This is a genomic window from Sulfurimonas sp. HSL-1656, from assembly GCF_039645585.1.
Taxonomy (GTDB): domain Bacteria; phylum Campylobacterota; class Campylobacteria; order Campylobacterales; family Sulfurimonadaceae; genus Thiomicrolovo; species Thiomicrolovo subterrani.
Window position 1 is genome coordinate 106693 of sequence record NZ_CP147915.1, and the last position, 21389, is coordinate 128081.

Here is a 21389-nt window from a genome sequence, read left to right on the forward strand (position 1 = left end):
ACGCGTTCTCTCCTGCATTTGAAAACCGTTTCCCGGGCGGTATGGTAAAGTAGTATCAGTGGTTATATCGCAAGAGGGGGGAGAGAGACCATGTCCCAGCTGATAGAACTGATCTACTGCAGTGCCGCCGCGCACCCTTTCAGCCGGGCGGAGCTGGCGCAGCTGCTCGCCGCCTCGCGGAGCAACAATGAAAAAATCGACGTCTCCGGCATGCTGCTCTATGCGGAGGGGAGCTTCTTCCAGGTGCTGGAGGGGGAGGCGGCGACGGTCGAAGCGCTCTTTGAGACGATCCGGCGCGACCCGCGCCACAACGCGGTCACCCTCATTATACGCGAACCCATCGCCAGGCGTGCGTTCGAGGCGTGGACGATGGGGTATGCCGATATCACCCCCGATGAGGTGAATAGGCTCCTTGGCGCCAGCGACTTCTTTGCCCGGGAGGCCTCCTTTACCGCCCTGGGGCAGGACCGCGCAATGAAACTGCTCGAAGCATTCAAGCAGGGAAGCTGGCGTGCCAGGCTGAGCGACAGCGATGCGGCCCCGGCGGAGGTTGCCCTGCCGACGGAAGATACCTTGGCCTCACAGTCGGCCCCGCTGGAAGGGCTGCCGCCGCACCCCGACTACACTTTTGCCTTCCAGCCCATCATCGATGTCAGAGACGGTACGATCTTCTCCTACGAGGCTCTGTTGCGCGGCGTGAACAACGAAACGGCCGAGAGTGTTCTCAGTCAGGTCGAAGCAAAGAGACTGCACCGCTTTGACGAGGAGAGCCGTATCCTTGCCATTGAAATGGCGGCCCGGCTGGGGCTGCCCGCCCGCTTGAATCTCAATGTTCTTCCCCGGAGCATCGGCATCTCACCGACGGCAGTCGCTTCCGTACGCGAAACGGCCCGGCGGTGCGGTCTGCGCATGGACCAGATTGTTCTGGAGATCCTGGAGTGGGAGATCATTGACGATTTCGAGGCCTTCAAGAGCAAGCTTGATCCCTACCGGGGCTTCGGGATGCACTTTGCCATCGACGACTTCGGCTCCGGCTATGCCGGGCTCAACCTCCTGGCGGAGTTCCAGCCCGACCTGATCAAGCTTGATATGGAGCTGGTGCGCGGCATCGAACACAACGGCCCACGGCAGGCGATTGTGCGCGGCATTATCCGGACCTGTTTCGACCTGGGGATCGATATTATCGCCGAGGGGGTCGAAACGGTAGGGGAATACCGGTGGCTGCACAGCGAGGGGATCGTACTCTACCAGGGGAACCTGCTGGCCGAACCGGCATTTGAAGCGCTACCGACGCGCTTTACAATACCCTGATGCAGCGGGAAAAGTGCGATACGTTTTGAAAATTTTTGGTGTTTCGAAAAAAAAAGAGTGGAAAAATTCGGATGGATGGTGGACCCTACCGGGATCGAACCGGTGACCTCGTCGCTGCCAGCGACGCGCTCTCCCAGCTGAGCTAAGGGCCCGGGAGATTTTTAAGAGGCAAAATTATACTTGCCGCAGACTTAAGGAAGTTTGAAACGACCCCCTCTGATCAGAGGATCGAATACTTTGCCGCCTCGGCGCGAGAGGCGAGGGGGGTCGTCGTGACGGTTTCACCGTTGATGTCGAGGGTGTACTCTTCGTCCGGCGAGGTCTTGCAGTAGGTGAGAATGCTACGAAGCGCGAAATCGCGGTCGCTCTCGCTGGCGTTCTTGCTCAGCAGGACGTGCGGCCCCGGAACGCCTTCGGTCCGGATGTGGATGAACTTCGCGTTGTCGATCTCCTGCAGTTTGACGTTCTCCTCCTGGTCGCGGCCTATTACCATTTTCGCGCCATCGGGCAGACGGAAGTGGCGGCCCCATTTGAGCACCGGGATGTCCGGGACGTCGAACTGTTCGTCGTACTTGATGTAGTCGCGGATCTTGATGGCGAAGTTGGCGTCCGTCAGCAGACAGCCGCCGCCCGGGCTCTCGAAATCGACGAGTCCGAACTGTTCGGCGAGCTCCATCTGGCGTTCGCGGCTGCGGCCGAGGATCCCTTCAAGCTTGTCGCGGTCGACCCACCCCTCCTCTTCGGCGATGGTCGGTGCCAGGCGCTTGGCGCTCATCGGGCGCAAGAGCAGGCCGTCGACGTTGGCTTCGTTGAGGACCTTGATGAGGGCGTCTTTGTTCTGGCTCATCGGGCGCTGGCCGAGGACTTCACCGCTGATGAGGAAACTGGCACCTTCGGCTTCCATGATGCGCTTGGCGACTTCGAACATTTTCGCATGGCAGTCGATGCAGGGGTTGAAGTGCTTGCCGTAGCCGTATTTGGGGTCGAACAGGACGTCCTGGAGGTATTCGCTCTGGATATCGATGATGCGCAGTTCCGCGCCGACCTGGTCACACATGTTCTGCATATGGGCACGGCGGTCCTTGGTGGCCCCGAAACCGGTGTTGATGTTACAGGCGATGACGTCGATCCCCTGGTCGATGATGAGCTTCATGGCAAGCGTAGAGTCGAGCCCGCCGGAGAAAAGCGCGATGGCTTTGCGTTTTGACATTGGTAATTCCTTGGTAAGGCACAGGAGCAGGGTAGCGCCTAGGCGTCTATTCCTACCAGTTCACCTTTTTTGAGTTTCGCAATTTTACCGAGAATCTGACGATTTAAGAAGTATTTCTTATCGCTGGAGATGGCGGGATCGCGCATCACGGCCTGCCGGCGGTGCTCGTAATATTTGCGCAGAAAGATCAGCAGTTCGTTCTTGAGCGTCTCGTCGTCGGGGAAAACGGGGATACTTTCGTCCATGACGATGTGCATAAGTTCCGGCGTATTGCTGTCGCCCTGCAGCGCGGTGGCGAACTCCCGGGCATGGAAACGCAGCATCTGCGGCGAAATGAAGTCCAGCATGGCATCGACGACGCCGGGGCGTTCCAATACCGTCTTGATGAGGGAGAGCTCCCAGAGGTCACGGTGGGCAGCGGGTGCCGCGACGGGGGCCGTGGGCGCGGCCGTACGCACGGTCTGGCCCCCGACGCGCACCAGTCCGGGCGAGATGCCCATGCGCGCGGCGAGGTGGCGTTTGTACTCCTCCTGCATCAGGGGCGAGAGGGTTTTGAGATAGGCCGTCGTCTCCGCGAGGGCCTGTTCTTTGGCGCGGGGATTGGCCAGGTCGTATTGTGCGAGCGTCGTCTCCAGCACGAAGTCGATGAAGGGGCGGGGCTGCCGGAACATGCTTCCCAGCTCCTCGACTCGCCCCTCCTTGACCATGTCCGCCGGGTCGCGCCCCCCTTCAAAGAGGACGACGCCGCCGTCGAAGCCCGCGGCGCTGAGCAGCTTGGAGGCCTTGAGGGCGGCGTTGCGCCCCGCCGCATCGCCGTCGTAGGCCATGATGATACGCGGTTCGCCCTTGCGCAGCAGCGGCAGGTGTTCGCTGGTGAGCGCCGTCCCCAGGGTCGCCACGGCCTGGGTGAAGCCCGCCTGGTGCAGCATGATGACGTCGAGGTACCCTTCGGTGACGATCATCTCCCTGCGCTTATGGATGCTCTCCCTGGCGTGGTTGTAGGCGTAGAGCAGGCGGGACTTGTTGAAGAGTTTCGTCTGCGGCGAGTTGACGTACTTGGCCTGGTGGCCGGTGATGGTCCGGCCGCCGAAGCCGACGATGGCGCCGTTGGGGGCGTGGATGGGGAAGGTGATGCGCTCGATGAAGCGGGCGTATTCTCGCCCTTCGCCGATCCCCGCGACCCCCAATTCGACCGCTTCGGCCATGGAAAACTGGTTCTGCTTGATGAAATTCAGGGTCAGGTGCGAGGCGGGGGCGTAGCCGATGCCGAAGTGCTCGATGCTCGACGCGTAAATGCCGCGTTCCTGCAGATACTGCATCGCCGGCGGCGTTTTATCGAGCAGGCTGCGGTACCAGTCGTTGAGCTTCTCCATCAGCTGGGAGCGCTGCTGACGGGGCTCGCCCTGGGTATAGGCGAGGCTGTAGTTGTACTGCCCGGCGAGCTTCTCGATCGCTTCGGGGTAGGTGAGCTTCTCGTACTCCATGACGAACTTGATGGCGTCCCCGCTCGCCTGGCAGCCGAAACAGTGGTAGAACTGCTTGGAGGGGCTCACCGAGAAGCTGGGGCTCTTTTCGTCGTGAAAGGGGCAGAGCCCCTTGTAGTTGACGCCGGCTTTTTTCAGTTCGACATAGTTACCGATAACATCGACGATGTCGATCCGGGATTTGAGCCCTTCGATGGAGTCCTGCGAAATCATGGTGTCATTTTAGCGCAAAGTCGTCCAGGACAAAGGGTTATGAATCGAATCTAAAAGATAATTATTTTCCTTTAATGGTAAGTGTCGCACAAGACGCATCACCCTATAATGATGGCTGTTTTGACATGAATTGAGGCGTATGCCGGGCGGTTAGAGCCGGCATACACGGCAGGGCGGTATGACACGTCCGGAGCAAAGGAGAAGAAAATGAAACAGTATCAGACTTACAGATGCAGTGTCTGTGGAAACGAAGTGGAAGTACAGTACGTCGGCGGCGGAACGCTGACCTGCTGCGGCCAGGCGATGGCGTGCACGACCGATAACCTCACGGCGGTCAACCTGATGAAAGCGTTCGCCGGCGAATCGATGGCCCGCAACAAATACGACCTCTTCGCCGACATCGCCCGCGACGAGGGGTGGCACGCGATCGAACGCCACTTCCGCGAAGCGGCGCTGAACGAGATGTGGCATGCCCGGGCCGAATACAAGGCCTATCACAAGATGATGGAGGGCCAGGAGGTCGAAGCGACGATGAAGAACCTCGAGACGGGGATGGAGGGGGAACACTACGAACACACGGAGATGTACCCCAACTTCGCCGCCATCGCCGAGGAGGAGGGGCACAAGGCCCTCGCCCGGCTCTTCAACGCCATCGCCAAGGTCGAGGTGGAGCACGAACGCGAATACGCCGCGCTGAAACAGGCGATGATCGACGACGGCTTCTTCCAAAGCGCGGACGAGGAGATCTGGGTCTGCGAGGTATGCGGCCATATCCACCGCGGCAAGAAGCCGCCCAAGGCCTGTCCGCTCTGCGGGGTACCGCAGGAGTATTTCAAGCGTGAACATCTCTACTGAAAAGGCAAAACTTGATGCGTAATCTGATCATATTTTTGGCGCTGGCGGCATCGCTCGCGGCGATGGAACCGGTGGTGACGGGCGAGTGGCTCGTCAAGCATGCAGGGGAGAAAAACCTCGTCATCGTGGATGTTTCCGCGCCGGAAGCCTACGAAGAGGGGCACATCCCGGGTGCGCGCAACGCAAGCATCGAGCTTTGGCGCCGGGGCGTGGGGCAGCATGCAGAGGTACGCAGCGCCGCGGAGCTGCAGGCGCAGATGCGCCGACTGGGGATCGGCAAGGAAACGGAAGTCGTCGTCTACGCCCACCACCTCGACAACAAGGATCTGCTGCGTGCGACCTACGTGCTCTGGGCGATGGAGTATGCCGGGTTCACGAAGACGGCCCTGCTCGATGGCGGCCTCCCCGCCTATACCGCCGCAGGCGGCAAACTCTCTGCCACGGCGACGGCGGACGGAGCGGGCAGTTACACTGTCAAGACCGATGCGGGGATGATCGCGACGCTGGACGAGGTGAAAGCCTCCCAGGGGAAAGTCGCGATGATCGATTCGCGCCCGGCGCACTTCTACTTCGGGGCCGAGAAACAGGGGGTGCTCAAGCGTGCGGGCCACATCAGCGGGGCGCACAGCTACTTCTGGCGCTACAACGTGACACCGCAAAACCGTCTCAAGCCCAAAACAGAGCTCTCCGGTATGCTTGAAAAGGGGCTCGGGCTGGACAAGAACGCGCCGCTCATCGTCTACTGCACCGGCGGGCTGGAGGCGTCGATGAACTACTTCGTCGTCCACCGCGTGCTCGGGTTCAAGCAGGCGAAACTTTACGATGCGTCAATGAAAGAGTGGGGCAACCGCGACGACACGCCGATGCGCGTTTTCGTCTGGGAATAACCGCGCGGTTGCAATCGGGCGCGGGTTATGCTATACTTCGCGTCCAAATTTTAAAGAAAGTAGGTGATGTGAATGCCAGGTATCGTTCTTCGTCAAGATGACAACTTCGATGCTGCGTACCGTCGCTTCAAAAAGCAGACTGACCGTAACCTCGTCGTTACGGAAGCGCGCGCTCGCCGTTTCCATGAAACAGCGACCGAAAAGCTGAAAAAAGAGAAAATTGCTGCACGCAAGAAAATGCTCAAACGTCTGTATATGATGCGCCGTTACGAGTCACGCCTCTAATCCCGAAAGCCTCCGGGCTTTTTGGATACACTCTCATTATGAACCTCCTCCTTATCGACAAACAGGGCCTAGCCACTTATGCCAGAGAAGAAATTCTGCGCGACCAGTTCCACCATCATGTCGATTATGTTTTTACGCTCGAGGATTTCCAAGCCAAGTATGCCGTCGGCCGATACAAGATCGTTATCGTTGATTTCGCCCTCGAAGCCGGTACGGAAGCGCTGAAACTGATTGACAGTCTCGACCCGAAGCAGCGGGTCATCATCCTCAGCGCCATCGACGACTATAGCGAACACAAAGGGTGCGCCTACTGCGTGGAGCACCACAACCGCCGCCGCCTCAAAGAGCCCGTCAGTATCGCGGAACTCGCCAATCTCATCAAGAATTTCGACTACACCGCCTGCGCCCATTACCACGAGTAGGATACCGCTCTTTTTTAGCTCCCTTCGTTACAATTAGGCATCTGATTTTAAGGATCTTCCGATGCTGTTTACCGCGCCGTTAAAAAGCAATTCCATTCGTATCATGCTGCTGGGTTCGGGGGAACTCGGCAAAGAGGTCGCCATCGAGGCGCAGCGCCTGGGCATCGAGGTCATCGCCGTCGACCGTTACGAGGGCGCCCCGGCCCACCTCGTCGCGCACCGCTCCCATGTCGTCAATATGCAGGACACCGACGCGGTGCTGGAGCTGATCCGCTCCGAGATGCCCGACTTTATCCTCCCGGAGATCGAGGCGATCAGCATCGATGCACTCTTCAAGGCCGAAGCGGAAGGCTTCCACGTCATCCCGAACGCCGAGGCGGTCAACAAAACGATGAACCGCAAAAACATCCGCAAGTTCGCCGCGGAGGAGCTGGGGCTCAAAACGGGGCCGTACGAGTTCGTTAAAACCCGCGAGGAGCTTGAAGCGGCGGCGGGCCGCCTCGGCTACCCCTGTGTCGTCAAGCCGGTCATGAGCTCCTCGGGCCACGGCCAGAGCGTCATGAAGAGCGAGGCGGACCTCGACCGCTCCTGGGAGATGGCCAAAGAGGCGCGCGGCGATGCGAGCGAGCTGATCGTCGAGGCCTTCATCGCCTTTGATTACGAGATCACGATGCTCACGGCACGCAACGGCAATGAGACGGTCTTTTGCGAACCCATCGGTCATATCCAGCGCGACGGGGACTACGTCTTCAGCTGGCAACCGATGCAGATGAGCAACGTCGCCAAGGCACGGGCGGAACTGATCGCGAAAGAGATTACGGACGGTCTCGGCGGCCGCGGCCTCTTCGGCGTCGAGCTTTTCATCCAGGGCGACGAGGTCTACTTCAGCGAAGTGAGCCCGCGCCCGCACGACACGGGGATGGTCACCCTCATCACCCAGAGCCAGAGCGAGTTCGCCCTGCACCTGCGCGCCGTACTCGGCCTGCCGCTGGGCTTCACCTTCTACGGCGGCGGTGCGTCGGCGGCGTACAAGGCGACGGCGGAATCCTTCGCCCCGGTCGTCGATATCGACGATGCGCTCTTTGACGCCAACAGTTTCGTACGCGTCTTCGGCAAGCCCGAGTCCCACCCGGGCCGCCGCCTCGCCGTCGCACTGGTCTATGACGAACCCGAAGCGGCACTGGCCAAAGCGCGTACGATCATCGAGAAAGTAAGCGATCACTGATGAAGATCGTTTTGCTCGACACGTTGACCTACGGCGACACGGACCTCGGTGGTTTCAACGCCTTCGGCGAGGTGGACGCTTACGAGACGACGGCGCCGGAAGAGACGGCGGAGCGCATCGCTAACACCGACGTTATCGTCACAAACAAGGTCGTTATCACCGATGAGATGATGGCAGCGACCCCGACGTTGAAACTGATCTGCGTGGCCGCGACGGGAACGAACAACGTCGATATCCCCGCCGCCGAAGCACGCGGTATCGCCGTCAGGAACGTTGCGGGCTACTCTACCGACTCCGTCATCCAGCACACCTTCTCCATGCTCTTTTACCTCCTGGGCCACAGCCGCTATTACGACAGCTACGTCAAGAACGGCGACTGGGCACGCAGCGAGGTTTTCACCCATGTCGGACGTCCTTTTCATGAGATCAAGGGCAAGACCTGGGGCATCATCGGCCTGGGCGAGATCGGCCGGGGCGTCGCCGCCGTCGCAAAGGCCTTCGGGGCGGAGGTGCGCTACTACTCCACCTCGGGGAAAAACGACAACGCCGACTATGAAAAGGTGACCCTGAGCCGCCTGCTCGAGGAGAGCGACATCGTCACCATCCATGCCCCGTTCAACGCTTCGACAAAGGGGCTCATCGGCCACTCCGAGCTGCTCATTATGAAAGACGGGGCCGTCCTGCTCAACCTCGGGCGCGGCGGGATCGTCGACGAGCGGGCCCTGGCGGCCATCATCGATGCTAAACCGATTTATGTCGGCCTCGACGTCCTTGAAAAAGAGCCGATGAGCGCGGGCCACCCGCTGATGGAAATCGAGCACAAAGAGCGCCTCTACATCACCCCGCACATCGCCTGGACCTCCGTCGAGGCGCGCGATGCCCTCATTGCCAAAGTGATCGAAAACATCCGTACTTTCGTCAATGCCTGATGCCTACGGCCCTCTGGGGCTGTTCCTTTCCGCTTTCCTTGCCGCGACCCTGCTGCCGTTCAGTTCCGAAGCCGCCCTTGCAGCCGCCCTTTCGGCCGGAATGGAAAGCGGGGTGGCACTGACGGCGGCTTCCGCCGGAAATATCCTCGCGATCCTCGTCAACTATCTTCTCGGATTCTGGCTCTACGAAAAGACCCATACGAAACTGGAAGCGAGTAAAACGGGGCGCAAAGCGCTCGCTGCGGGGCACCGCTACGGCTATGCGGCCCTGCTGCTGAGCTGGCTGCCGGTCATCGGGGACCCGCTGACCCTGGTGGCGGGCATGGTTCGGCTCAATCTCGTATGGTTTTTACTGCTTGCCGGGGGCCTGCGGATTGTGCGCTACTGGCTGATCGCGCAGGCGTTCTAGCGGCGACGGCGCAGGTGCCACCAGGAGCGGATGTCCGTCTCCGGGGCGTCGAGGGTCAGCGTGATGGCAATATTCTCGGCCGCTTCGACGACAAGGACTGCGACGGCGACATAGAAGGGCCAGGAGAGGTCGAAAACGAGCAGAGCGAAGATGCCGAGACTCATCAGGACCGCCGAAATCTTGGTGATCCACGTGTGGTAGCTGGCAAAGCGCTTGAATTTCATGATGCTGGCGATGGCCGGCAGGACAAAAACGGCGATGGCCAGGAGGATGAAGGGGGCTTCGCGCTCGATACGCTCGGGCCACTGCAGCCACGCGCCGAGCGCCACGGCCATGTAGGTGGCGTAATCGCCGTAGCTGTCGAGCTTTGCCCCGAGCACGCTGGTCTGGCGGAGCAGGCGGGCCAGGAAGCCGTCGAGGGCGTCGGATACCAGCATCAGCGAGAGGATCGTAAAGAAGGGGATCGCACTCTCGGAGAGCCCGGAGAGCACGAGAAACGGGGCGCAGGCCAGGCGGAAAAGGCTGATGAGGTTGGGGATGGTCCATAACGGTGCGTTCATACGGACCATTATATAGTGAAGCGGCTGGAAAATATGATACCATGTGAAAAAGCAAGGAGGCAGTGATGGCAGACGATCAGAACAAAAACACGGAGGAGATGCCGCATTTCATGCAGCGGCAGTACGGCAAATCGGCATCAACGCTGGAGGCGTCGCACGAGGAACTCTCCGATGTACGCAAGCAGATGATCCGCTTCGCCCTCGATTTTCCTATCCGTGACATCCGTACCTATTCCGGCTACAAGGGAGACCTGTTGGTCGAGATCACGACAGGTAACGATGACATCCTCCCGAAACTCAAGGCCCATGCGGAGTCCCTTGGAATGGAAGTGGTGATCAAAGAGCGCTACGATACCCGCATTCACGAGGTCTTCTGCATCGTGCCCGATGAGAATATCTACCGTCTGAAGTAAGCCTACTTCCCGAACAGCCGCGCCAACAGCCCTTTCCCCTGCGCCTTTTCGATCATACGGATATAGCGTGCCGGCGCGGCGGCCCCCAGTTCATAATCCTTCACCATCTTGTCTTTTGCCCCGATGCTGACGCAGAACGGGACGCTGCGGATCTCGTATTTGGCGGCCAGTTTCGGGTTGCGGGTCACATCGACCTTGGCGATGACCGCTTTGCCTTCAAAGTGCTTCTCCAGGGCGGGCAGCTGGGCCAGTACCTGCTGGCAGGGGCCGCAGGTCGGTGAGTAGAAGTCGATAAAAAGCGGCTGCTCCATCTCCGCGACGAATTGCGAATAGGTGGCATCGGTCAATTCAAGCATAGGGTCTCCTTACAGTACTAGATTGTCAACCACGGCACGTAGCGCATGGCGGCGAAGATGATCCCCAGGAAGAGGACGGAGGTGATGAAGACGAGAGCCGTCAACGCCTTGGGGCGGCAGTCGTACAGCGACGCCAGGTTGACGTTGGCGACGGCGAGGGGCATCAGCATCTCCATGAAGAGGATCCCCTTGACCATTTCCGGCAGGTCCGTCAGCGACAAAATGGCGTAGGTGACGGCGGGGACAGCGAGGAATTTCAGTCCGTTGACCCAGCCGATGAGCACGCGGTTGAGCTGGGTGAGCTTCGTGTCATAGAGGTAGATGCCGAACAGCACGAGCTGCATCACCATCGAGGCGTAGGCACCCATTGTCAGCGTCTCTTCGATCGTGCCCGAAGGGCGGTAGCCGCCGAGGTTCAGCGCGATGGCGACGAAGGCGGCCCAGAGCACGGGGAGTTTGACGATATTGAGCAGCGAATCGCGCACGCTGAAGTTGCCGCGCGAGTAGTAGTAGACGCCGAAGGTGTAGACGAAAAAGACGTTGGCGAGGTTGATGATGGTCGTGTAGGGGACGCTCTCCTCTCCGAAGAGCGCGATGCCCAGCGGGATGCCGAGGTTGCCTGTATTGCCGATCAGTGCGGCGACGGTGGCGATGGAACGCTCTTTCACGTCGGTAAAGAGCAGGCGCGAAGCGAACATCGTCACGGCGACGAGGGAGAGGGTGATGCCGATGTAGAGCAGCGGCGTCTGCAGCAGCGTCGTGTCGATAGGACGTTTGAGCAGCCCCCACAATGTCAAGAAGATCTGCAGAAAGTAGACCGAGAGCAGAGTGATGGTGCGTTCGTCGATCTGCGCTTTGAAACTGCGTTTGGCCAGGTAGCCCACGCCGATGAAAAGATAGATGCCCAGTACCGAGACGATGGCGGAATTCATGCCGTGATTGTACTATAATGTGCGTATGAAAAGTCTGCTGTTGCTGTTTGTTTTTTTATCGGCGTTGATGGGTTCGGAGGCGGTAACGACCCGCTACAAGGTGATGCTTTCGCTCTTCGGGAAGGTCGGGGAGGCGAAGATCACTATGGCAGAGCGCGGGGATGAATACCGCATGATCGTCGAGGACTACGCCACGGGGCTGGCGGCGAATATTTCGGGCAACGAACGGGACCGTTTTGTCAGCCGCGGGCATATCAAGGACGGGATGTACATCACCGATACCTTCGAGCTCTACCAGACCAATGACAGAACGACCGAATCCAACGTCTACGTTTTCGATCACGAGGCCGAAACCGTGACCCGTTTCCAGGACAAGAACGAGACGGTGACGGAGACGACGTTTGACGCGATGACCATGCGTCTGGTGGAGAAGCAGACCCAGAAAATCAGGCAAAAAACCGAGGTGCTCGATTTTTACAGCCCCTACGATGCCCTCTCCGTCGTGCTTAACATTCCCGCCCTGCTCAAAGCGGAGTCCCGGGTGGAGATCAAACCCGTCGGGCTGGCCAAGAAGGAACGCAAAATGTATATCGGTCGGCCGGATGCGTCTGTGGTGCCTGAACTGCTGGAGACGTTCCATACGCCGACGATCCGCCGTATCATCCAGCTGGACTCCTATGAACTGGAAGACGAGGACGAATACGGGGTACTGATCGGTTACAACGCCCAGGGCGGGATCGATGAGGTCGTCACCAAGGAGACCTACTTCCTTATCGGCTTCGGCCGGATCGAGAAGATCGGTGCGTCCTCCCGCAGCGTGACAGAAATCTTTGACGAATAGGAAAGCGGTTTTTTTTAAAACGGACGCAACGCTTCCTAGGTTATGATGCGCCCTAAATTGCGGCCTTCAAAGGAGCGGAATGGTTGATGTATTAGTAGTCGGCGGCGGCGGTGCAGGTATGGCAGCGGCACTCTCCGCCAAAGAGGCGGGGGCATCGGTGGCGGTGCTCGGCAAGAGTTACCCTACCCGTTCGCAGACCTGTATGGCGCAGGGCGGCATCAATGCAGCCCTGGGGCACGCAGGTGACGACAGTGTGGAAATGCATATCGCCGATACCCTCAAGTCCGCCCAGGGGCTGGCCGACGAAGCGGCCGTCGCGGCGCTCTGCTCCGAAGGGATCGATGCCCTGCAGTGGCTTGACGCGATCGGGGTGCCGTTCAGCCGCAATGACGATGCGCAGATCGCCCAGCGGCGACTGGGCGGCGCTTCCGCCCCGCGGGCCTGTTACGCCCAGGACTACAGCGGGTTGAAGATCCTCCATACCCTTTACGACCAGTGCAACCGCGCGGGCATCCCCTTTTACAACGAACGTTTCCTGCTCGACATCATCGTCGAAGGGGATCGGGCCTGCGGCGTCAAGGTCCTCGATATCCGCAGCGGTGCCGTCGAAGTGTACATGGCCGGGGCGGTGATCCTCGCGACGGGCGGCTACAGCAAGCTCTACGGCCGCCACTCGACCAATGCCGCCGGCAGCAGCGGCGACGGCCACGCAGCGGCGCTACGGGCCGGTGCGCGGCTCAGTGACATGGAGTTCGTGCAGTTCCACCCGACGGGCCTGGCGGGCTCCTCCATCCTCATCTCCGAGAGCGCCCGGGGGGCCGGCGGCTACCTGCTTAACGGCAAAGGCGAGCGTTTTATCGACGAGTGCCTCCCCCGCGACCGGGTGGCGCGTGCGATTCACGATCAGATCATGGCCGGCGAGAGGGTCACCCTGGATATCCGCCACCTCGGTGAAGCCTTTATCGACGGCGAACTCCCCCAGGAACGCAAGCTCGCGCAGCGCTACGAAGGGGTCGACCCGGTGTACGAGCCGATCCCGATCAAGCCGGTGGCGCATTACACGATGGGGGGCATCGAGGTCGGTGCGGATTCGCAGACGGCCGTGACGGGGCTCTTTGCCGCCGGCGAATGCGCCAATCACCGTGTCCACGGTGCGAACCGTCTCGGCGGGAACTCGCTGCTGGAGCTGATCGTTTTCGGCCGCCAGGCGGGGGCGAATGCGGCTGCCGTGGCAAAAAGCGGCAGCGCAGAGGCGCAGCCTGCAACGGCAGAAGCTCCGGAGCTGGAGGCGTGTTTCAACGACGCCCCCGAGGTCGACTTCTACGCCCGCCGCGACACCCTGGCGACGCTCTTTTACGAGCAGGTCGGCCTGGTGCGTGACGCCGAACGTCTGCGCTCGGCGCTTGACGCGGTCAAAGCGATGCAGACGGAACTGCCGAAGATGGGCGTCGTGGACCGCAACGGCGCCTACAACACCAACCGGACGGATTTCCTGGAGTTCGTCAACCTTCTCACCGTGGCTGAAGCGGTGGCGGAGGGGGCGCTGCGCCGGGAAGAGAGCCGGGGGGCGCACTACCGCAGCGATTTCCCCGAAGCGGACGCCGCCCTGGCCGTGCATTCGCTCAGCTGTATCAAAGAGGAGGGACTGTGTTTCGATTTCCAATGATCTGTTCGGATGATGTCGATAAGGATTTCCTCGACGAAGAGGAGACGGAGTGGGAAGATGCCTGCTGCGAGGACCCCTACTGGGACGAAGACGAGGATGACAACGAAGTGGAGTGGTGCGACTGATGAAAATTGCCGTCAAAAGAGCAGATGAAACCGTCACCTATGCTGTCGATTTCGAGGGAACGCTGCTGGAACTTCTCATCCACATCAAGACGTATGTCGATCCGACCCTGACTTTTGCCTCGGGCTGCCGCTCCAGCGTCTGCGGCAGCTGCGCCGTGCGGGTTAACGGCACCGAGGCTCTCGCCTGCAGCTACAAACCCGCCGACGGCGATCTCGTCGAGCCGCTGCGCAACGCCGAGGTGATCCGGGACCTCGTTGTCAATATGGACCGTCCCCTCTCCTTCAACGCCGGGGCGCAGGCGTGGATCGACCCGGTCAGCGGTGTGATCCGCATGGGACACGCGGAGGAGAAGGCGAACGAGCTGCAAAGCGACTGCATCCTCTGCGGCTCCTGCTACAGCGCCTGCCCCGTCTACGCCGTCAAGCCGGATTTCGAAGGGCCGTTTGCCCTGACGCGCAGCTGGCGTTATGTCAGCGACGCCCGGACGGCGGATGTGCGCGGTAAACTCGAAGCGGTCCAGCAAAACGGTATCTGGGACTGTACGCTCTGCAACGAGTGTGTCCCCGTCTGCCCCCAGGGGATCGCGCCCAAGCAGGACATCAACCTGCTGCGCACCAAGAGCGGCATGGAGGGGTTCATGGACCCGAACATGATGGGCGGCTTCGGCGGCCTGGACTTCGGGGCACCGAGTTTTTAACCTTTTTCCCCGGCTGCAGCCCCTGCGGCCAAACCCCTTAAGCTCATTTTGTTATAATCGGTTTGAATGACAAACAGAGGTGTTATATGGCAGCAAAAGAGCACAGTTTCGATATTTCGGCCAAGATCGACATGCAGGCATTCAAAGATGCCATCATCCAGGCCGAGCGCGAGGTGGCGACCCGCTATGACTTCAAGGGCCTCACCGCCGATATCGACTACAACGAAAAAGCCAAAACATTGACGTTAGTAAGCGCCAGCGACAACAAACTCGATGCGCTGCAGGATATCGTCATCGGCAAACTGCTCAAGCGTGGGTTGACGTCGAACGTCCTGGACAAGCAGGGAGTCGAAGACAGCAGCGGCGGCAACCGCAAGCAGCTGTTCAAAGTGGTCGACTACATCGAGGCCAAGGAGGCGAAGAAGATCGCCGCCGAGATCAAGAACCTCAAGCTCAAAGTGACCGCGCAGATCGAAGGGGATCATATCAGGGTCAAGGGCAAACAGCTCGACGACCTCCAAAAGGTGATCCGTGAGATCCGAGGCATGGAGTGGGACGCCCCGCTCGTCTTTGAAAATATGCGCTGAAAGGAAGAGTGATGTCCAAGATGACGGTCGCGGAGGCGGCAGAACATTTCAATGTCTCCAAAGAGGCGATTCACAACCGGATCCGCCGCGGAACCCTTAACAGCGTCATCGAGAACGGCGTGAAATATGTCGTGCTCGCCGATGCCGCACCGGCAGCGCCGGCGGCGGACAGCCGCTTTCATGATTACATCGAGAAAGAGAACGAGCGTCTCAAGGCGAAGAACGAGCAGCTCGAAGCGGAGGTGAACCGCCTCCGCGACCAGCGCGAGGCGATGCTGATCGCCGAACGTGAAAAGGTCGAGGAGATCTACAAAGAGCGCGACGAACAGCTCAAGAACGTGCTGCAGGTGTTCGCGTCGAAACTGCTGCCCGAACAGGCGGCCGCGGCCGTCGTCGAAGAGGCGGTCTCGGCGGAGATCGTCGAATCGGTCCCCGAACCGCTGTCCGAGGAGGAGTTCGAGGACGGCATCATCGACGAGAGCAGTGATGAGGGTGCTGTGGAGGAAGCGGCAACGGACAGCGCGGACCCCTTCGCAGACGACGACTTTGACGATCTCGTTTCCCTCAAAGACTTCATGAAGTTAAAGGGGTACGGCAAAAAGCAGCGCAAACGGGTCAAAGAGCGTTTTGAATCCCGGGCCGATGAGGATACCCGTATCCTCACACGCGGCGGAAAGCTGCACCTTCGCCCCTACCACTACGACTACAGCGACCTGCTGAAATAATCGCGCCCTACGCGGCGGCGTTTTCCTGCTTTAATCCGAAAGATAATAGCTCACCGTCGAGACGACCCGGACCTTTTTGATATAAGGCGTCGAGCTGTCACGGTCCGTGATGGAGAACTGCCCCTGGCTGGCCGTTTTGATCTTGCCCAGGCGGCTGGCGGAGTCTGTGGCGAACTTCTCGGCGACGACGCGGGCATTTTTCGTCGCCTCTTGGATCATGGAGGGTTTGAGATCGTTGAGTCCGGTAAAGAGGAACTGGGTGCGGTACTCATAGTTCTGGCCCGAAAGTGCGATGCCGTCTTTGCCCAGATCGGCGATCTCCCTCATGCTTTGGCGGACGGCATCGATCTTTTCCGTATAGACCGTGACGACGGTTGCAGCCGTGTAGCGGAATGCGATATTGGCCGTATTGCCGTAGTTCTGAGCCTGACGGTCGACGATGGAAGGCGGCGAGACCGTTATCTCCTCCCCGCTGAAACCGTGTGCCTTCAAAAAGGCGGTGACGGCGGCGCTTTTGCGTTCCACGGTCGCATAGAGGGAGCCCAGGTCGTTCCCGGCTTCGTCGAACTTGATGGGCCAGATCGCCTTGTCCGCCGTGACCTCGCGTTCGGCCAGCCCTTTGACGGTAACGACCCTCTCCATTCCCTTGACGGTCAGTGCGGCGGTGGAGAGCAGGTAGCCGAAAAGCCCGAGCCCGAGAAAGATGAAGAGGCCGAGGATGGCGGCGGTCGATTTTTGCATGATCTCCTCCTTGGGAAACGGTTATGCCCTGAATTTTCCCTGTTTGGTGCGTTCCCCGCTGCGTTTTTCGCGGTTGAGGCGTCGGAAGCAGCTCTGGCAGATGGCGTACTCGGAGTTGAGCGGCAGCGGTTTCGTACACTGGCGGCATCGGGGGACGAACTCGCTCTTTTTCAATGAGGTTTCGATGAAGCGGTTGAGGGTGCCGCGCCATTCGCGGGCCTTCTCCGTATCGACGAAGGCGTCGGTGAAGCGGTAGGCGAGCCAGAGGTAGAGCGAGATCTCCTTGACCCGGTCCTCGGCCTCGAGGAGCTCGTCGGTCGTGAGGGCGTAATCGCCGAGGTTGGCCGGGGGAATATAGGCGATCGGCTTGGCCTGGGCCAGTGAACGCACGTAGCGCTCGTAGGCCGCGACGATATAGGGCGATTTGAGCGTCAGCGGCGCGGCGGCGAGGTGGAACTTCGCCGTCAGGTCGAGCTCGTACCGGTCGACGATGGCGGCCGCTTCGAGCATGGACTCGAGGTTGGCGGCGCGGAAAGGGCCGGTGAACTGCATGTTCTTGACGAAGAAGGTGAGAATTTCTGCGAGCGACTCCTCCTCCAAAATCCCCGAGACAAGCTTGATGTGGTCCAGGTTTGCCATGACGTTGAAGGGGACCGTCACGGGGCGCGCGGGTTTGTGGAACTGTTTGTGGATCATGGAGAGGACGTCGGGGCGGATCGCACCGACATGCCCCTTCTCTTTGATGCCGTAGCGGCCGGCCCGCCCGCTGATCTGGTGGATCTCCGAGGCGGTCAGCGGCCGCTGGTTCTCGCCGTCAAACTTGTCGCCCCGTGAGAAGAGGATCGTCTGGATGGGGAGGTTGAGCCCCATGGCTATGGCGTCGGTGGCGACGAGGACCTCCGTCTCCCCTTCGCGGAACCGGCGCGCCTCCTCCCGCCGCACTTCGGGGGAGAGGTTGCCGTAGACGACGCTGACGCGGAAGTGCTGGGCGAGCTGCTGCTTGAGCCGCAGCACCTCTTTGCGGGAAAAAGCGATGACGGCGGTGGCAGGCTGGATATGGGTGACGGGGGTGGCGTGGGTCATCAGCTCCAGCGGGTTCTTGCGTTCGCAGTGCACGACTTCCAGCGGTTCGCCGAGGTAGTCGGCCAGCTTCTGCACCGCGTCGACGGCATTCTCAGACCCGGTCATAATGACGGTCTTGGCGGGGGCGCCGATAATGGCATTCGCCCAGGCCCATCCCCGGTCCCGGTCGCCGAGCATCTGGACCTCGTCGATGACGCAGACGTCGACATCCGTGTTGAAATCGAGCATCTCGATGGTCGAGCTGATATGCGTCGCCTCCTCGTCGATCAGCTGCTCCTCGCCGGTAATGAGCGAGGCGCCGATGCCGTGTTCGCGCAGGGACTCGTACCCCTCAAGCGCAAGCAGCCGCAGGGGGGCGAGGTAATACCCGGTGTCGGCTTTTTCCAGCGCCTGCATCGCGCGCCAGGTCTTCCCGCTGTTGGTCGGGCCGGTGTAAAAGATGAGCTTGCGGCGCAGTTCGCGGGCGAGGGGGAAGAGGTTTTTAAAATCGCGGATGGTGCGGGCGAGCAGCTCCTGGCGCTGGCGGCGCAGAAGGGCGTCGTGGATGTGGCGCTCCCAGTGAAAGAGGGTCTTGCGCCAGAGCTTGGAGTTGATGGAGAGGTGGTCGCCGAGGTGTTCGGAGAGCTCCGCCTCCAGCCACTGCAGGATCTCGTCGCGGGAGGGGCTCAGCAGTTTGGCGAGTTCGGCGCATTCGCCGGCGAGGGTCTCGAGCTGCGCGCCGAAGGCTTCGCGCTCGTTTTTCAGCGTCGTTTCGAGTTCGCCGGTGACGTCGATCGGCCCGCCCGCCCAGACGGCGGCAAGGACGGGATCGCGCAGCAAGGAGAGATGGGCTTCATGTTCGATCGGGTGAAGGAACCCCTGCGGGATAAAGCTGTCCCGTATGCCCAGAACGATCTCCTCATCGGTCTGCAGCATCGTGCTGAGCGGGGTCTGCCGCTCCAGGATGGCGCGCAGGAGGGTGTCGGGCAGCGGCGGATGGGTAAGGCGCGAATCGGGCGGGGCGCTCTTGAGGGTCTGGACGATCTGCTCCGGCGCCAGGTAGGGGTGGTCCGTGCCGAGGGTGGCGAGAAAGGCGCCCAGTTCGGCCTGCTTCTGCTGTGTCACCTCCGCCTTGGCCGTTGTGATCTCCGCGATCAGTTCCGCTTCGTCGCTGTCGTTCAGGTAGGTGAAGGAGAAGGCCGGGGTTTTCAGGGGATGGATCTTGCGGAACTGCTCCCCGAAAAGGTCGTAATCGAGCAGGGCGTTGAATTCGAAACGGTCGTCAAGGTCAAAGCGCCCTTCGCACGCCTTCTCGATGCGGGCGCGTTTCTGCTCGAAGCGCAGGTGCGCGAGCTTCGCTTCCATCTTTTCGGGCGTGATCTTCTTCGTGCGCACTTCGATGAAGCTGTTATGCAGGGCGCGGGCTTCGGAAGGGGTGACATCCATTGTCTCCAGGATGGCGTCGATCTTTTCGCTGCGCTCGACGGAGGGCTCTTTGGTATTGGGGGAAGGGTAGACCCGCCCCTCGGCGGTAAAAAACGCCGTGATCGCCTGCCGCATTTCGACGTCGGCGTCGCTCCAGAGGCGGCGCAGCGTCCGGACCAGCTCCTCGCGCTCCCAGCTTTCGGGCACGAACCCGAGTGTCTGGACGAGTTCGCCCAGGGTCGCGGTCTCGACGCGTTCGATCCCTTCGTCAAAACCGTCGCCGTCGAAATAGCGGCGGATGGAGGCGTTAAGGCGTGTCAGCTTCTTTTTCTTTTTTGCCATAAGCCATTTTAGCGGTTTCGGGGTAAATCTTGCTGTGCGGCGCTGATACAAAAGCGCGCACCGTCTGCGGGATGGCTGCCGCAAAGAAAAAGGCGTTATAGTTTCGCATGCCATTTGCAAGGAGCACCCGGATGAACGAAGAGATCAAATTCGTCCTCGACAACGAGACGGTCGAAGCGCTTCAGACCTACAGCGCCCTGCTGAACAAAGCGCCCGCCGTCATCATCAAAGAGGCCCTAAAGGGCTACTTCGAAGCGGCTGAACAGAAGCTCGCCGCGCAGCAGACGGACCCGATGACGGACCTTGATTACGACGAATTCTGGGACGGGGTCGATCTGTAGGCGAAGCGTCTATTATGAAACGAACCGGATGGTGTCAGAATAACGTACGGCACTAACGTTTCTTTCAACCCGCCCCTGCTAGAGTAACGCCCATGAGTGAATTTCCCCTGGAATGGACGCAGGAAGAGTACCTGCGCGAAAAGAAACGGCTGGAGGCAGAGGGCGTCAAGGTCCTGCTGATCGATACGATCCTCAACCCCATCGACCATGCCGAAACGGTGACCTATAATCCGCCGATGCTGGAGCAGGAGCCGGAAGGTTCCGTCTTCGTCTTTTACTGCGATACGGGCAAGGCCTCCAAAGAGCGTCTGCCGGAGTTCCGCAAGCGTTTCCCCGGCAAGCACTGCATCTCCCTGCGCGGGGGACGGGGCTACTGGCGCAAATACCTGCAGGTCAAAGACAATGCTGACACGTGAACACGCCGACGCGTTTCTCGCCTGTCTGGACGAGGAGCGCTACTACGACGCCCACGAAGCCCTGGAAGATGTCTGGTTCCCGCTGCGCATGCAGAAGACGCCGGAAGTGTTGTTGCTCAAGGGGCTGATCAATGCCAGTGTCAGTTTCGAACTGCACAAGCGCGGCCGGCCGCATAAAGCGCCCGGACCGTGGGGCGTCTACATGAAGTACCGCGAATATCTGCCGGAGATCGGCGGGCAGAACCCGCTCTATTTCGAGCTTGACGATGCCGTCCATGCGGTCCAAAGGAGTCTTGGTGCCTGAATTTGCCGATGCGATGGCCTTCCGCCACGCCTGCAAGCGCTTTACGGAGCAGAAGATCCCCGAAGGGACCTTTGAACAGATCCTCGAATTCGGCAGGATGTCCCCCTCGTCGTTCGGCATGGAGCCGTGGCGCTTTATCGTCGTCACCGACATGGCCCTGCGAGAGGCGCTGCGCCCGCTCTGCTGGAACCAGCCGCAGATCACCGAGAGCAGCCACCTGCTCATTATCACCGCCGACAACGAGTGCGTCAAACCGGGCACGGCGTACGTACGGGCGATGTTCGCGCGCCGGGGGCTTCCTGAAGAGGCTTACGAGCGTTACCTAGGCGTCTACGCAAACCACATGGGTCCGCAGTTTCACAGCCGCGAAGCGATCGAGGCCTGGACGCACAAGCAGTGCTACCTGGCGGCGGCGAACATGATGACGGGCGCGGCGTCGCTCGGCATCGATAGCTGTCCCATCGAGGGGTTTGAAAAGACGAAGGTTGAGGCGCTGCTGGCACTGGAACCGGCCCGCTCCGCCGCTCTCATCGTCGCTTTGGGCTACCGCCTGAATCCTCAGCCGGAGCACTATCGGCTCGACCTCGACACCATCGTCGAACGCCGCTGACCCCACGCACCCTGC

At 60.4% G+C, this 21389-nt stretch carries 27 protein-coding genes and 1 tRNA gene; 19 read left to right on the forward strand and 9 right to left on the reverse strand.

The genetic code is table 11. The features are described from left to right. Positions 1 to 90 precede the first annotated feature (90 nt). Entirely contained in the window at positions 91 to 1311 is a 1221-nt protein-coding gene (locus tag WCX49_RS00530) for a diguanylate phosphodiesterase (RefSeq protein WP_345985635.1), read from the forward strand. A gap of 76 nt (positions 1312 to 1387) precedes the next feature. Here the strand turns inward: WCX49_RS00530 and WCX49_RS00535 are convergent. The 3 genes from WCX49_RS00535 to dnaG all read right to left on the reverse strand — a co-directional run bounded on the left by WCX49_RS00535 (position 1388) and on the right by dnaG (position 4218). Next, positions 1388 to 1463 (reverse strand) — tRNA-Ala (locus tag WCX49_RS00535). Positions 1464 to 1531: 68 nt separating this feature from the next. Further along, positions 1532 to 2521, reverse strand: a complete 990-nt coding sequence (locus tag WCX49_RS00540) for an argininosuccinate synthase domain-containing protein (protein ID WP_345985636.1) — start codon at positions 2519 to 2521, stop codon at positions 1532 to 1534. A gap of 38 nt (positions 2522 to 2559) precedes the next feature. Further along, positions 2560 to 4218 (reverse strand): DNA primase, encoded by a 1659-nt coding sequence (dnaG, locus tag WCX49_RS00545; RefSeq protein WP_345985637.1) that lies wholly within the window; start codon positions 4216 to 4218, stop codon positions 2560 to 2562. A 207-nt stretch (positions 4219 to 4425) separates the two neighbouring features. Here dnaG and WCX49_RS00550 point away from each other — a divergent pair, with 207 nt between their 5' ends. The 7 genes from WCX49_RS00550 to WCX49_RS00580 all read left to right on the forward strand — a co-directional run bounded on the left by WCX49_RS00550 (position 4426) and on the right by WCX49_RS00580 (position 9230). Then, a complete protein-coding gene (locus tag WCX49_RS00550) occupies positions 4426 to 5073 on the forward strand; it encodes a ferritin family protein (RefSeq protein ID WP_345985638.1) in 648 nt (215 codons plus the stop codon). 14 nt (positions 5074 to 5087) lie between these two features. Further along, positions 5088 to 5960: a rhodanese-like domain-containing protein gene (locus WCX49_RS00555; protein ID WP_345985639.1), complete on the forward strand. Its 873-nt coding sequence runs from the start codon at positions 5088 to 5090 to the stop codon at positions 5958 to 5960. Between the two features lie 72 nt (positions 5961 to 6032). Then, positions 6033 to 6245 (forward strand): 30S ribosomal protein S21, encoded by a 213-nt coding sequence (gene rpsU, locus WCX49_RS00560; RefSeq protein ID WP_231019645.1) that lies wholly within the window; start codon positions 6033 to 6035, stop codon positions 6243 to 6245. A 38-nt stretch (positions 6246 to 6283) separates the two neighbouring features. Then, positions 6284 to 6667 carry a hypothetical protein gene (locus tag WCX49_RS00565; RefSeq protein ID WP_345985640.1) on the forward strand — a complete coding sequence of 128 codons (384 nt, stop codon included), beginning with the start codon at positions 6284 to 6286 and terminating at the stop codon, positions 6665 to 6667. 61 nt (positions 6668 to 6728) lie between these two features. Continuing rightward, the gene (purT, locus tag WCX49_RS00570; protein WP_345985641.1) at positions 6729 to 7892 is read left to right on the forward strand and encodes a formate-dependent phosphoribosylglycinamide formyltransferase; all 1164 of its coding nucleotides are present in this window, start codon (positions 6729 to 6731) and stop codon (positions 7890 to 7892) included. Next, on the forward strand, positions 7892 to 8821 hold the full coding sequence (locus WCX49_RS00575; protein WP_345985642.1) for a D-2-hydroxyacid dehydrogenase: 930 nt from the start codon (positions 7892 to 7894) through the stop codon (positions 8819 to 8821). The genes purT and WCX49_RS00575 overlap by 1 nt, the downstream gene beginning before the upstream one ends. After that, entirely contained in the window at positions 8814 to 9230 is a 417-nt protein-coding gene (locus tag WCX49_RS00580; RefSeq protein ID WP_345985643.1) for a DedA family protein, read from the forward strand. Before WCX49_RS00575 ends, WCX49_RS00580 begins: the two co-directional genes overlap by 8 nt. On the opposite strand, the gene WCX49_RS00585 is transcribed toward WCX49_RS00580, so the two are convergent. Next, entirely contained in the window at positions 9227 to 9790 is a 564-nt protein-coding gene (locus tag WCX49_RS00585; RefSeq protein ID WP_345985644.1) for a CDP-alcohol phosphatidyltransferase family protein, read from the reverse strand. The two genes, WCX49_RS00580 and WCX49_RS00585, sit on opposite strands and share 4 nt — an antisense overlap. A gap of 65 nt (positions 9791 to 9855) precedes the next feature. Between WCX49_RS00585 and WCX49_RS00590 the strand changes: the two genes are divergently transcribed. Next, on the forward strand, positions 9856 to 10203 hold the full coding sequence (locus tag WCX49_RS00590) for a hypothetical protein (protein WP_345985645.1): 348 nt from the start codon (positions 9856 to 9858) through the stop codon (positions 10201 to 10203). Between the two features lie 2 nt (positions 10204 to 10205). Here WCX49_RS00590 and WCX49_RS00595 read toward each other — a convergent pair whose 3' ends face one another. Both WCX49_RS00595 and WCX49_RS00600 read right to left on the reverse strand, forming a co-directional pair. After that, entirely contained in the window at positions 10206 to 10559 is a 354-nt protein-coding gene (locus WCX49_RS00595; protein WP_345985646.1) for a thioredoxin domain-containing protein, read from the reverse strand. Between the two features lie 17 nt (positions 10560 to 10576). After that, complete coding sequence (locus WCX49_RS00600; RefSeq protein ID WP_345985647.1) at positions 10577 to 11491, reverse strand: AEC family transporter; 915 nt, start codon at positions 11489 to 11491, stop codon at positions 10577 to 10579. 25 nt (positions 11492 to 11516) lie between these two features. On the opposite strand from WCX49_RS00600, the gene WCX49_RS00605 reads away from it, so the two are divergent. The 6 genes from WCX49_RS00605 to WCX49_RS00630 all read left to right on the forward strand — a co-directional run bounded on the left by WCX49_RS00605 (position 11517) and on the right by WCX49_RS00630 (position 16133). Continuing rightward, positions 11517 to 12332: a hypothetical protein gene (locus WCX49_RS00605; RefSeq protein ID WP_345985648.1), complete on the forward strand. Its 816-nt coding sequence runs from the start codon at positions 11517 to 11519 to the stop codon at positions 12330 to 12332. Positions 12333 to 12411: 79 nt separating this feature from the next. Further along, the gene (locus WCX49_RS00610) at positions 12412 to 13998 is read left to right on the forward strand and encodes an FAD-dependent oxidoreductase (protein WP_345985649.1); all 1587 of its coding nucleotides are present in this window, start codon (positions 12412 to 12414) and stop codon (positions 13996 to 13998) included. Further along, complete coding sequence (locus WCX49_RS00615; protein ID WP_345985650.1) at positions 13980 to 14123, forward strand: hypothetical protein; 144 nt, start codon at positions 13980 to 13982, stop codon at positions 14121 to 14123. Before WCX49_RS00610 ends, WCX49_RS00615 begins: the two co-directional genes overlap by 19 nt. Next, the gene (locus WCX49_RS00620; RefSeq protein ID WP_345985651.1) at positions 14123 to 14821 is read left to right on the forward strand and encodes a 2Fe-2S iron-sulfur cluster-binding protein; all 699 of its coding nucleotides are present in this window, start codon (positions 14123 to 14125) and stop codon (positions 14819 to 14821) included. The genes WCX49_RS00615 and WCX49_RS00620 overlap by 1 nt, the downstream gene beginning before the upstream one ends. Positions 14822 to 14907: 86 nt before the next feature. After that, positions 14908 to 15408: a YajQ family cyclic di-GMP-binding protein gene (locus tag WCX49_RS00625; protein ID WP_345985652.1), complete on the forward strand. Its 501-nt coding sequence runs from the start codon at positions 14908 to 14910 to the stop codon at positions 15406 to 15408. 11 nt (positions 15409 to 15419) lie between these two features. Continuing rightward, positions 15420 to 16133: a hypothetical protein gene (locus WCX49_RS00630; protein WP_345985653.1), complete on the forward strand. Its 714-nt coding sequence runs from the start codon at positions 15420 to 15422 to the stop codon at positions 16131 to 16133. 30 nt (positions 16134 to 16163) lie between these two features. Here the strand turns inward: WCX49_RS00630 and WCX49_RS00635 are convergent, their stop codons facing one another. Genes WCX49_RS00635 through WCX49_RS00645 form a run of 3 tightly spaced genes read right to left on the reverse strand, consistent with a single transcriptional unit; the run spans position 16164 to position 19851 of the window. Beyond that, positions 16164 to 16874, reverse strand: a complete 711-nt coding sequence (locus WCX49_RS00635; RefSeq protein ID WP_345985654.1) for an SIMPL domain-containing protein — start codon at positions 16872 to 16874, stop codon at positions 16164 to 16166. Between the two features lie 21 nt (positions 16875 to 16895). Next, complete coding sequence (locus WCX49_RS00640; protein WP_345985655.1) at positions 16896 to 19703, reverse strand: helicase-related protein; 2808 nt, start codon at positions 19701 to 19703, stop codon at positions 16896 to 16898. Next, positions 19669 to 19851 carry a hypothetical protein gene (locus WCX49_RS00645; RefSeq protein WP_345985656.1) on the reverse strand — a complete coding sequence of 61 codons (183 nt, stop codon included), beginning with the start codon at positions 19849 to 19851 and terminating at the stop codon, positions 19669 to 19671. The genes WCX49_RS00640 and WCX49_RS00645 overlap by 35 nt, the downstream gene beginning before the upstream one ends. Here WCX49_RS00645 and WCX49_RS00650 point away from each other — a divergent pair. The 4 genes from WCX49_RS00650 to WCX49_RS00665 all read left to right on the forward strand — a co-directional run bounded on the left by WCX49_RS00650 (position 19835) and on the right by WCX49_RS00665 (position 21374). Further along, entirely contained in the window at positions 19835 to 20044 is a 210-nt protein-coding gene (locus WCX49_RS00650) for a hypothetical protein (protein WP_345985657.1), read from the forward strand. The genes WCX49_RS00645 and WCX49_RS00650 overlap by 17 nt on opposite strands. Positions 20045 to 20136: 92 nt before the next feature. Continuing rightward, complete coding sequence (locus tag WCX49_RS00655; RefSeq protein ID WP_345985658.1) at positions 20137 to 20460, forward strand: hypothetical protein; 324 nt, start codon at positions 20137 to 20139, stop codon at positions 20458 to 20460. Then, the gene (locus tag WCX49_RS00660) at positions 20447 to 20764 is read left to right on the forward strand and encodes a DUF309 domain-containing protein (protein WP_345985659.1); all 318 of its coding nucleotides are present in this window, start codon (positions 20447 to 20449) and stop codon (positions 20762 to 20764) included. Before WCX49_RS00655 ends, WCX49_RS00660 begins: the two co-directional genes overlap by 14 nt. After that, a complete protein-coding gene (locus WCX49_RS00665; protein WP_345985660.1) occupies positions 20757 to 21374 on the forward strand; it encodes an NAD(P)H-dependent oxidoreductase in 618 nt (205 codons plus the stop codon). The genes WCX49_RS00660 and WCX49_RS00665 overlap by 8 nt, the downstream gene beginning before the upstream one ends. Positions 21375 to 21389 lie beyond the last annotated feature (15 nt).

What these genes read in the sequence shown, in the direction of transcription:
- WCX49_RS00530 (WP_345985635.1), top strand. Translation starts at nt 91, where the DNA reads ATGTCCCAGCTGATAGAACTGATCTACTGCAGTGCCGCCGCGCACCCT.
- WCX49_RS00540 (WP_345985636.1), bottom strand. Translation starts at nt 2,521, where the DNA reads ATGTCAAAACGCAAAGCCATCGCGCTTTTCTCCGGCGGGCTCGACTCT.
- dnaG (WP_345985637.1), bottom strand. Translation starts at nt 4,218, where the DNA reads ATGATTTCGCAGGACTCCATCGAAGGGCTCAAATCCCGGATCGACATC.
- WCX49_RS00550 (WP_345985638.1), top strand. Translation starts at nt 4,426, where the DNA reads ATGAAACAGTATCAGACTTACAGATGCAGTGTCTGTGGAAACGAAGTG.
- WCX49_RS00555 (WP_345985639.1), top strand. Translation starts at nt 5,088, where the DNA reads ATGCGTAATCTGATCATATTTTTGGCGCTGGCGGCATCGCTCGCGGCG.
- rpsU (WP_231019645.1), top strand. Translation starts at nt 6,033, where the DNA reads ATGCCAGGTATCGTTCTTCGTCAAGATGACAACTTCGATGCTGCGTAC.
- WCX49_RS00565 (WP_345985640.1), top strand. Translation starts at nt 6,284, where the DNA reads ATGAACCTCCTCCTTATCGACAAACAGGGCCTAGCCACTTATGCCAGA.
- purT (WP_345985641.1), top strand. Translation starts at nt 6,729, where the DNA reads ATGCTGTTTACCGCGCCGTTAAAAAGCAATTCCATTCGTATCATGCTG.
- WCX49_RS00575 (WP_345985642.1), top strand. Translation starts at nt 7,892, where the DNA reads ATGAAGATCGTTTTGCTCGACACGTTGACCTACGGCGACACGGACCTC.
- WCX49_RS00580 (WP_345985643.1), top strand. Translation starts at nt 8,814, where the DNA reads ATGCCTGATGCCTACGGCCCTCTGGGGCTGTTCCTTTCCGCTTTCCTT.
- WCX49_RS00585 (WP_345985644.1), bottom strand. Translation starts at nt 9,790, where the DNA reads ATGAACGCACCGTTATGGACCATCCCCAACCTCATCAGCCTTTTCCGC.
- WCX49_RS00590 (WP_345985645.1), top strand. Translation starts at nt 9,856, where the DNA reads ATGGCAGACGATCAGAACAAAAACACGGAGGAGATGCCGCATTTCATG.
- WCX49_RS00595 (WP_345985646.1), bottom strand. Translation starts at nt 10,559, where the DNA reads ATGCTTGAATTGACCGATGCCACCTATTCGCAATTCGTCGCGGAGATG.
- WCX49_RS00600 (WP_345985647.1), bottom strand. Translation starts at nt 11,491, where the DNA reads ATGAATTCCGCCATCGTCTCGGTACTGGGCATCTATCTTTTCATCGGC.
- WCX49_RS00605 (WP_345985648.1), top strand. Translation starts at nt 11,517, where the DNA reads ATGAAAAGTCTGCTGTTGCTGTTTGTTTTTTTATCGGCGTTGATGGGT.
- WCX49_RS00610 (WP_345985649.1), top strand. Translation starts at nt 12,412, where the DNA reads ATGGTTGATGTATTAGTAGTCGGCGGCGGCGGTGCAGGTATGGCAGCG.
- WCX49_RS00620 (WP_345985651.1), top strand. Translation starts at nt 14,123, where the DNA reads ATGAAAATTGCCGTCAAAAGAGCAGATGAAACCGTCACCTATGCTGTC.
- WCX49_RS00625 (WP_345985652.1), top strand. Translation starts at nt 14,908, where the DNA reads ATGGCAGCAAAAGAGCACAGTTTCGATATTTCGGCCAAGATCGACATG.
- WCX49_RS00630 (WP_345985653.1), top strand. Translation starts at nt 15,420, where the DNA reads ATGTCCAAGATGACGGTCGCGGAGGCGGCAGAACATTTCAATGTCTCC.
- WCX49_RS00635 (WP_345985654.1), bottom strand. Translation starts at nt 16,874, where the DNA reads ATGCAAAAATCGACCGCCGCCATCCTCGGCCTCTTCATCTTTCTCGGG.
- WCX49_RS00640 (WP_345985655.1), bottom strand. Translation starts at nt 19,703, where the DNA reads ATGGCAAAAAAGAAAAAGAAGCTGACACGCCTTAACGCCTCCATCCGC.
- WCX49_RS00650 (WP_345985657.1), top strand. Translation starts at nt 19,835, where the DNA reads ATGAACGAAGAGATCAAATTCGTCCTCGACAACGAGACGGTCGAAGCG.
- WCX49_RS00655 (WP_345985658.1), top strand. Translation starts at nt 20,137, where the DNA reads ATGAGTGAATTTCCCCTGGAATGGACGCAGGAAGAGTACCTGCGCGAA.
- WCX49_RS00660 (WP_345985659.1), top strand. Translation starts at nt 20,447, where the DNA reads ATGCTGACACGTGAACACGCCGACGCGTTTCTCGCCTGTCTGGACGAG.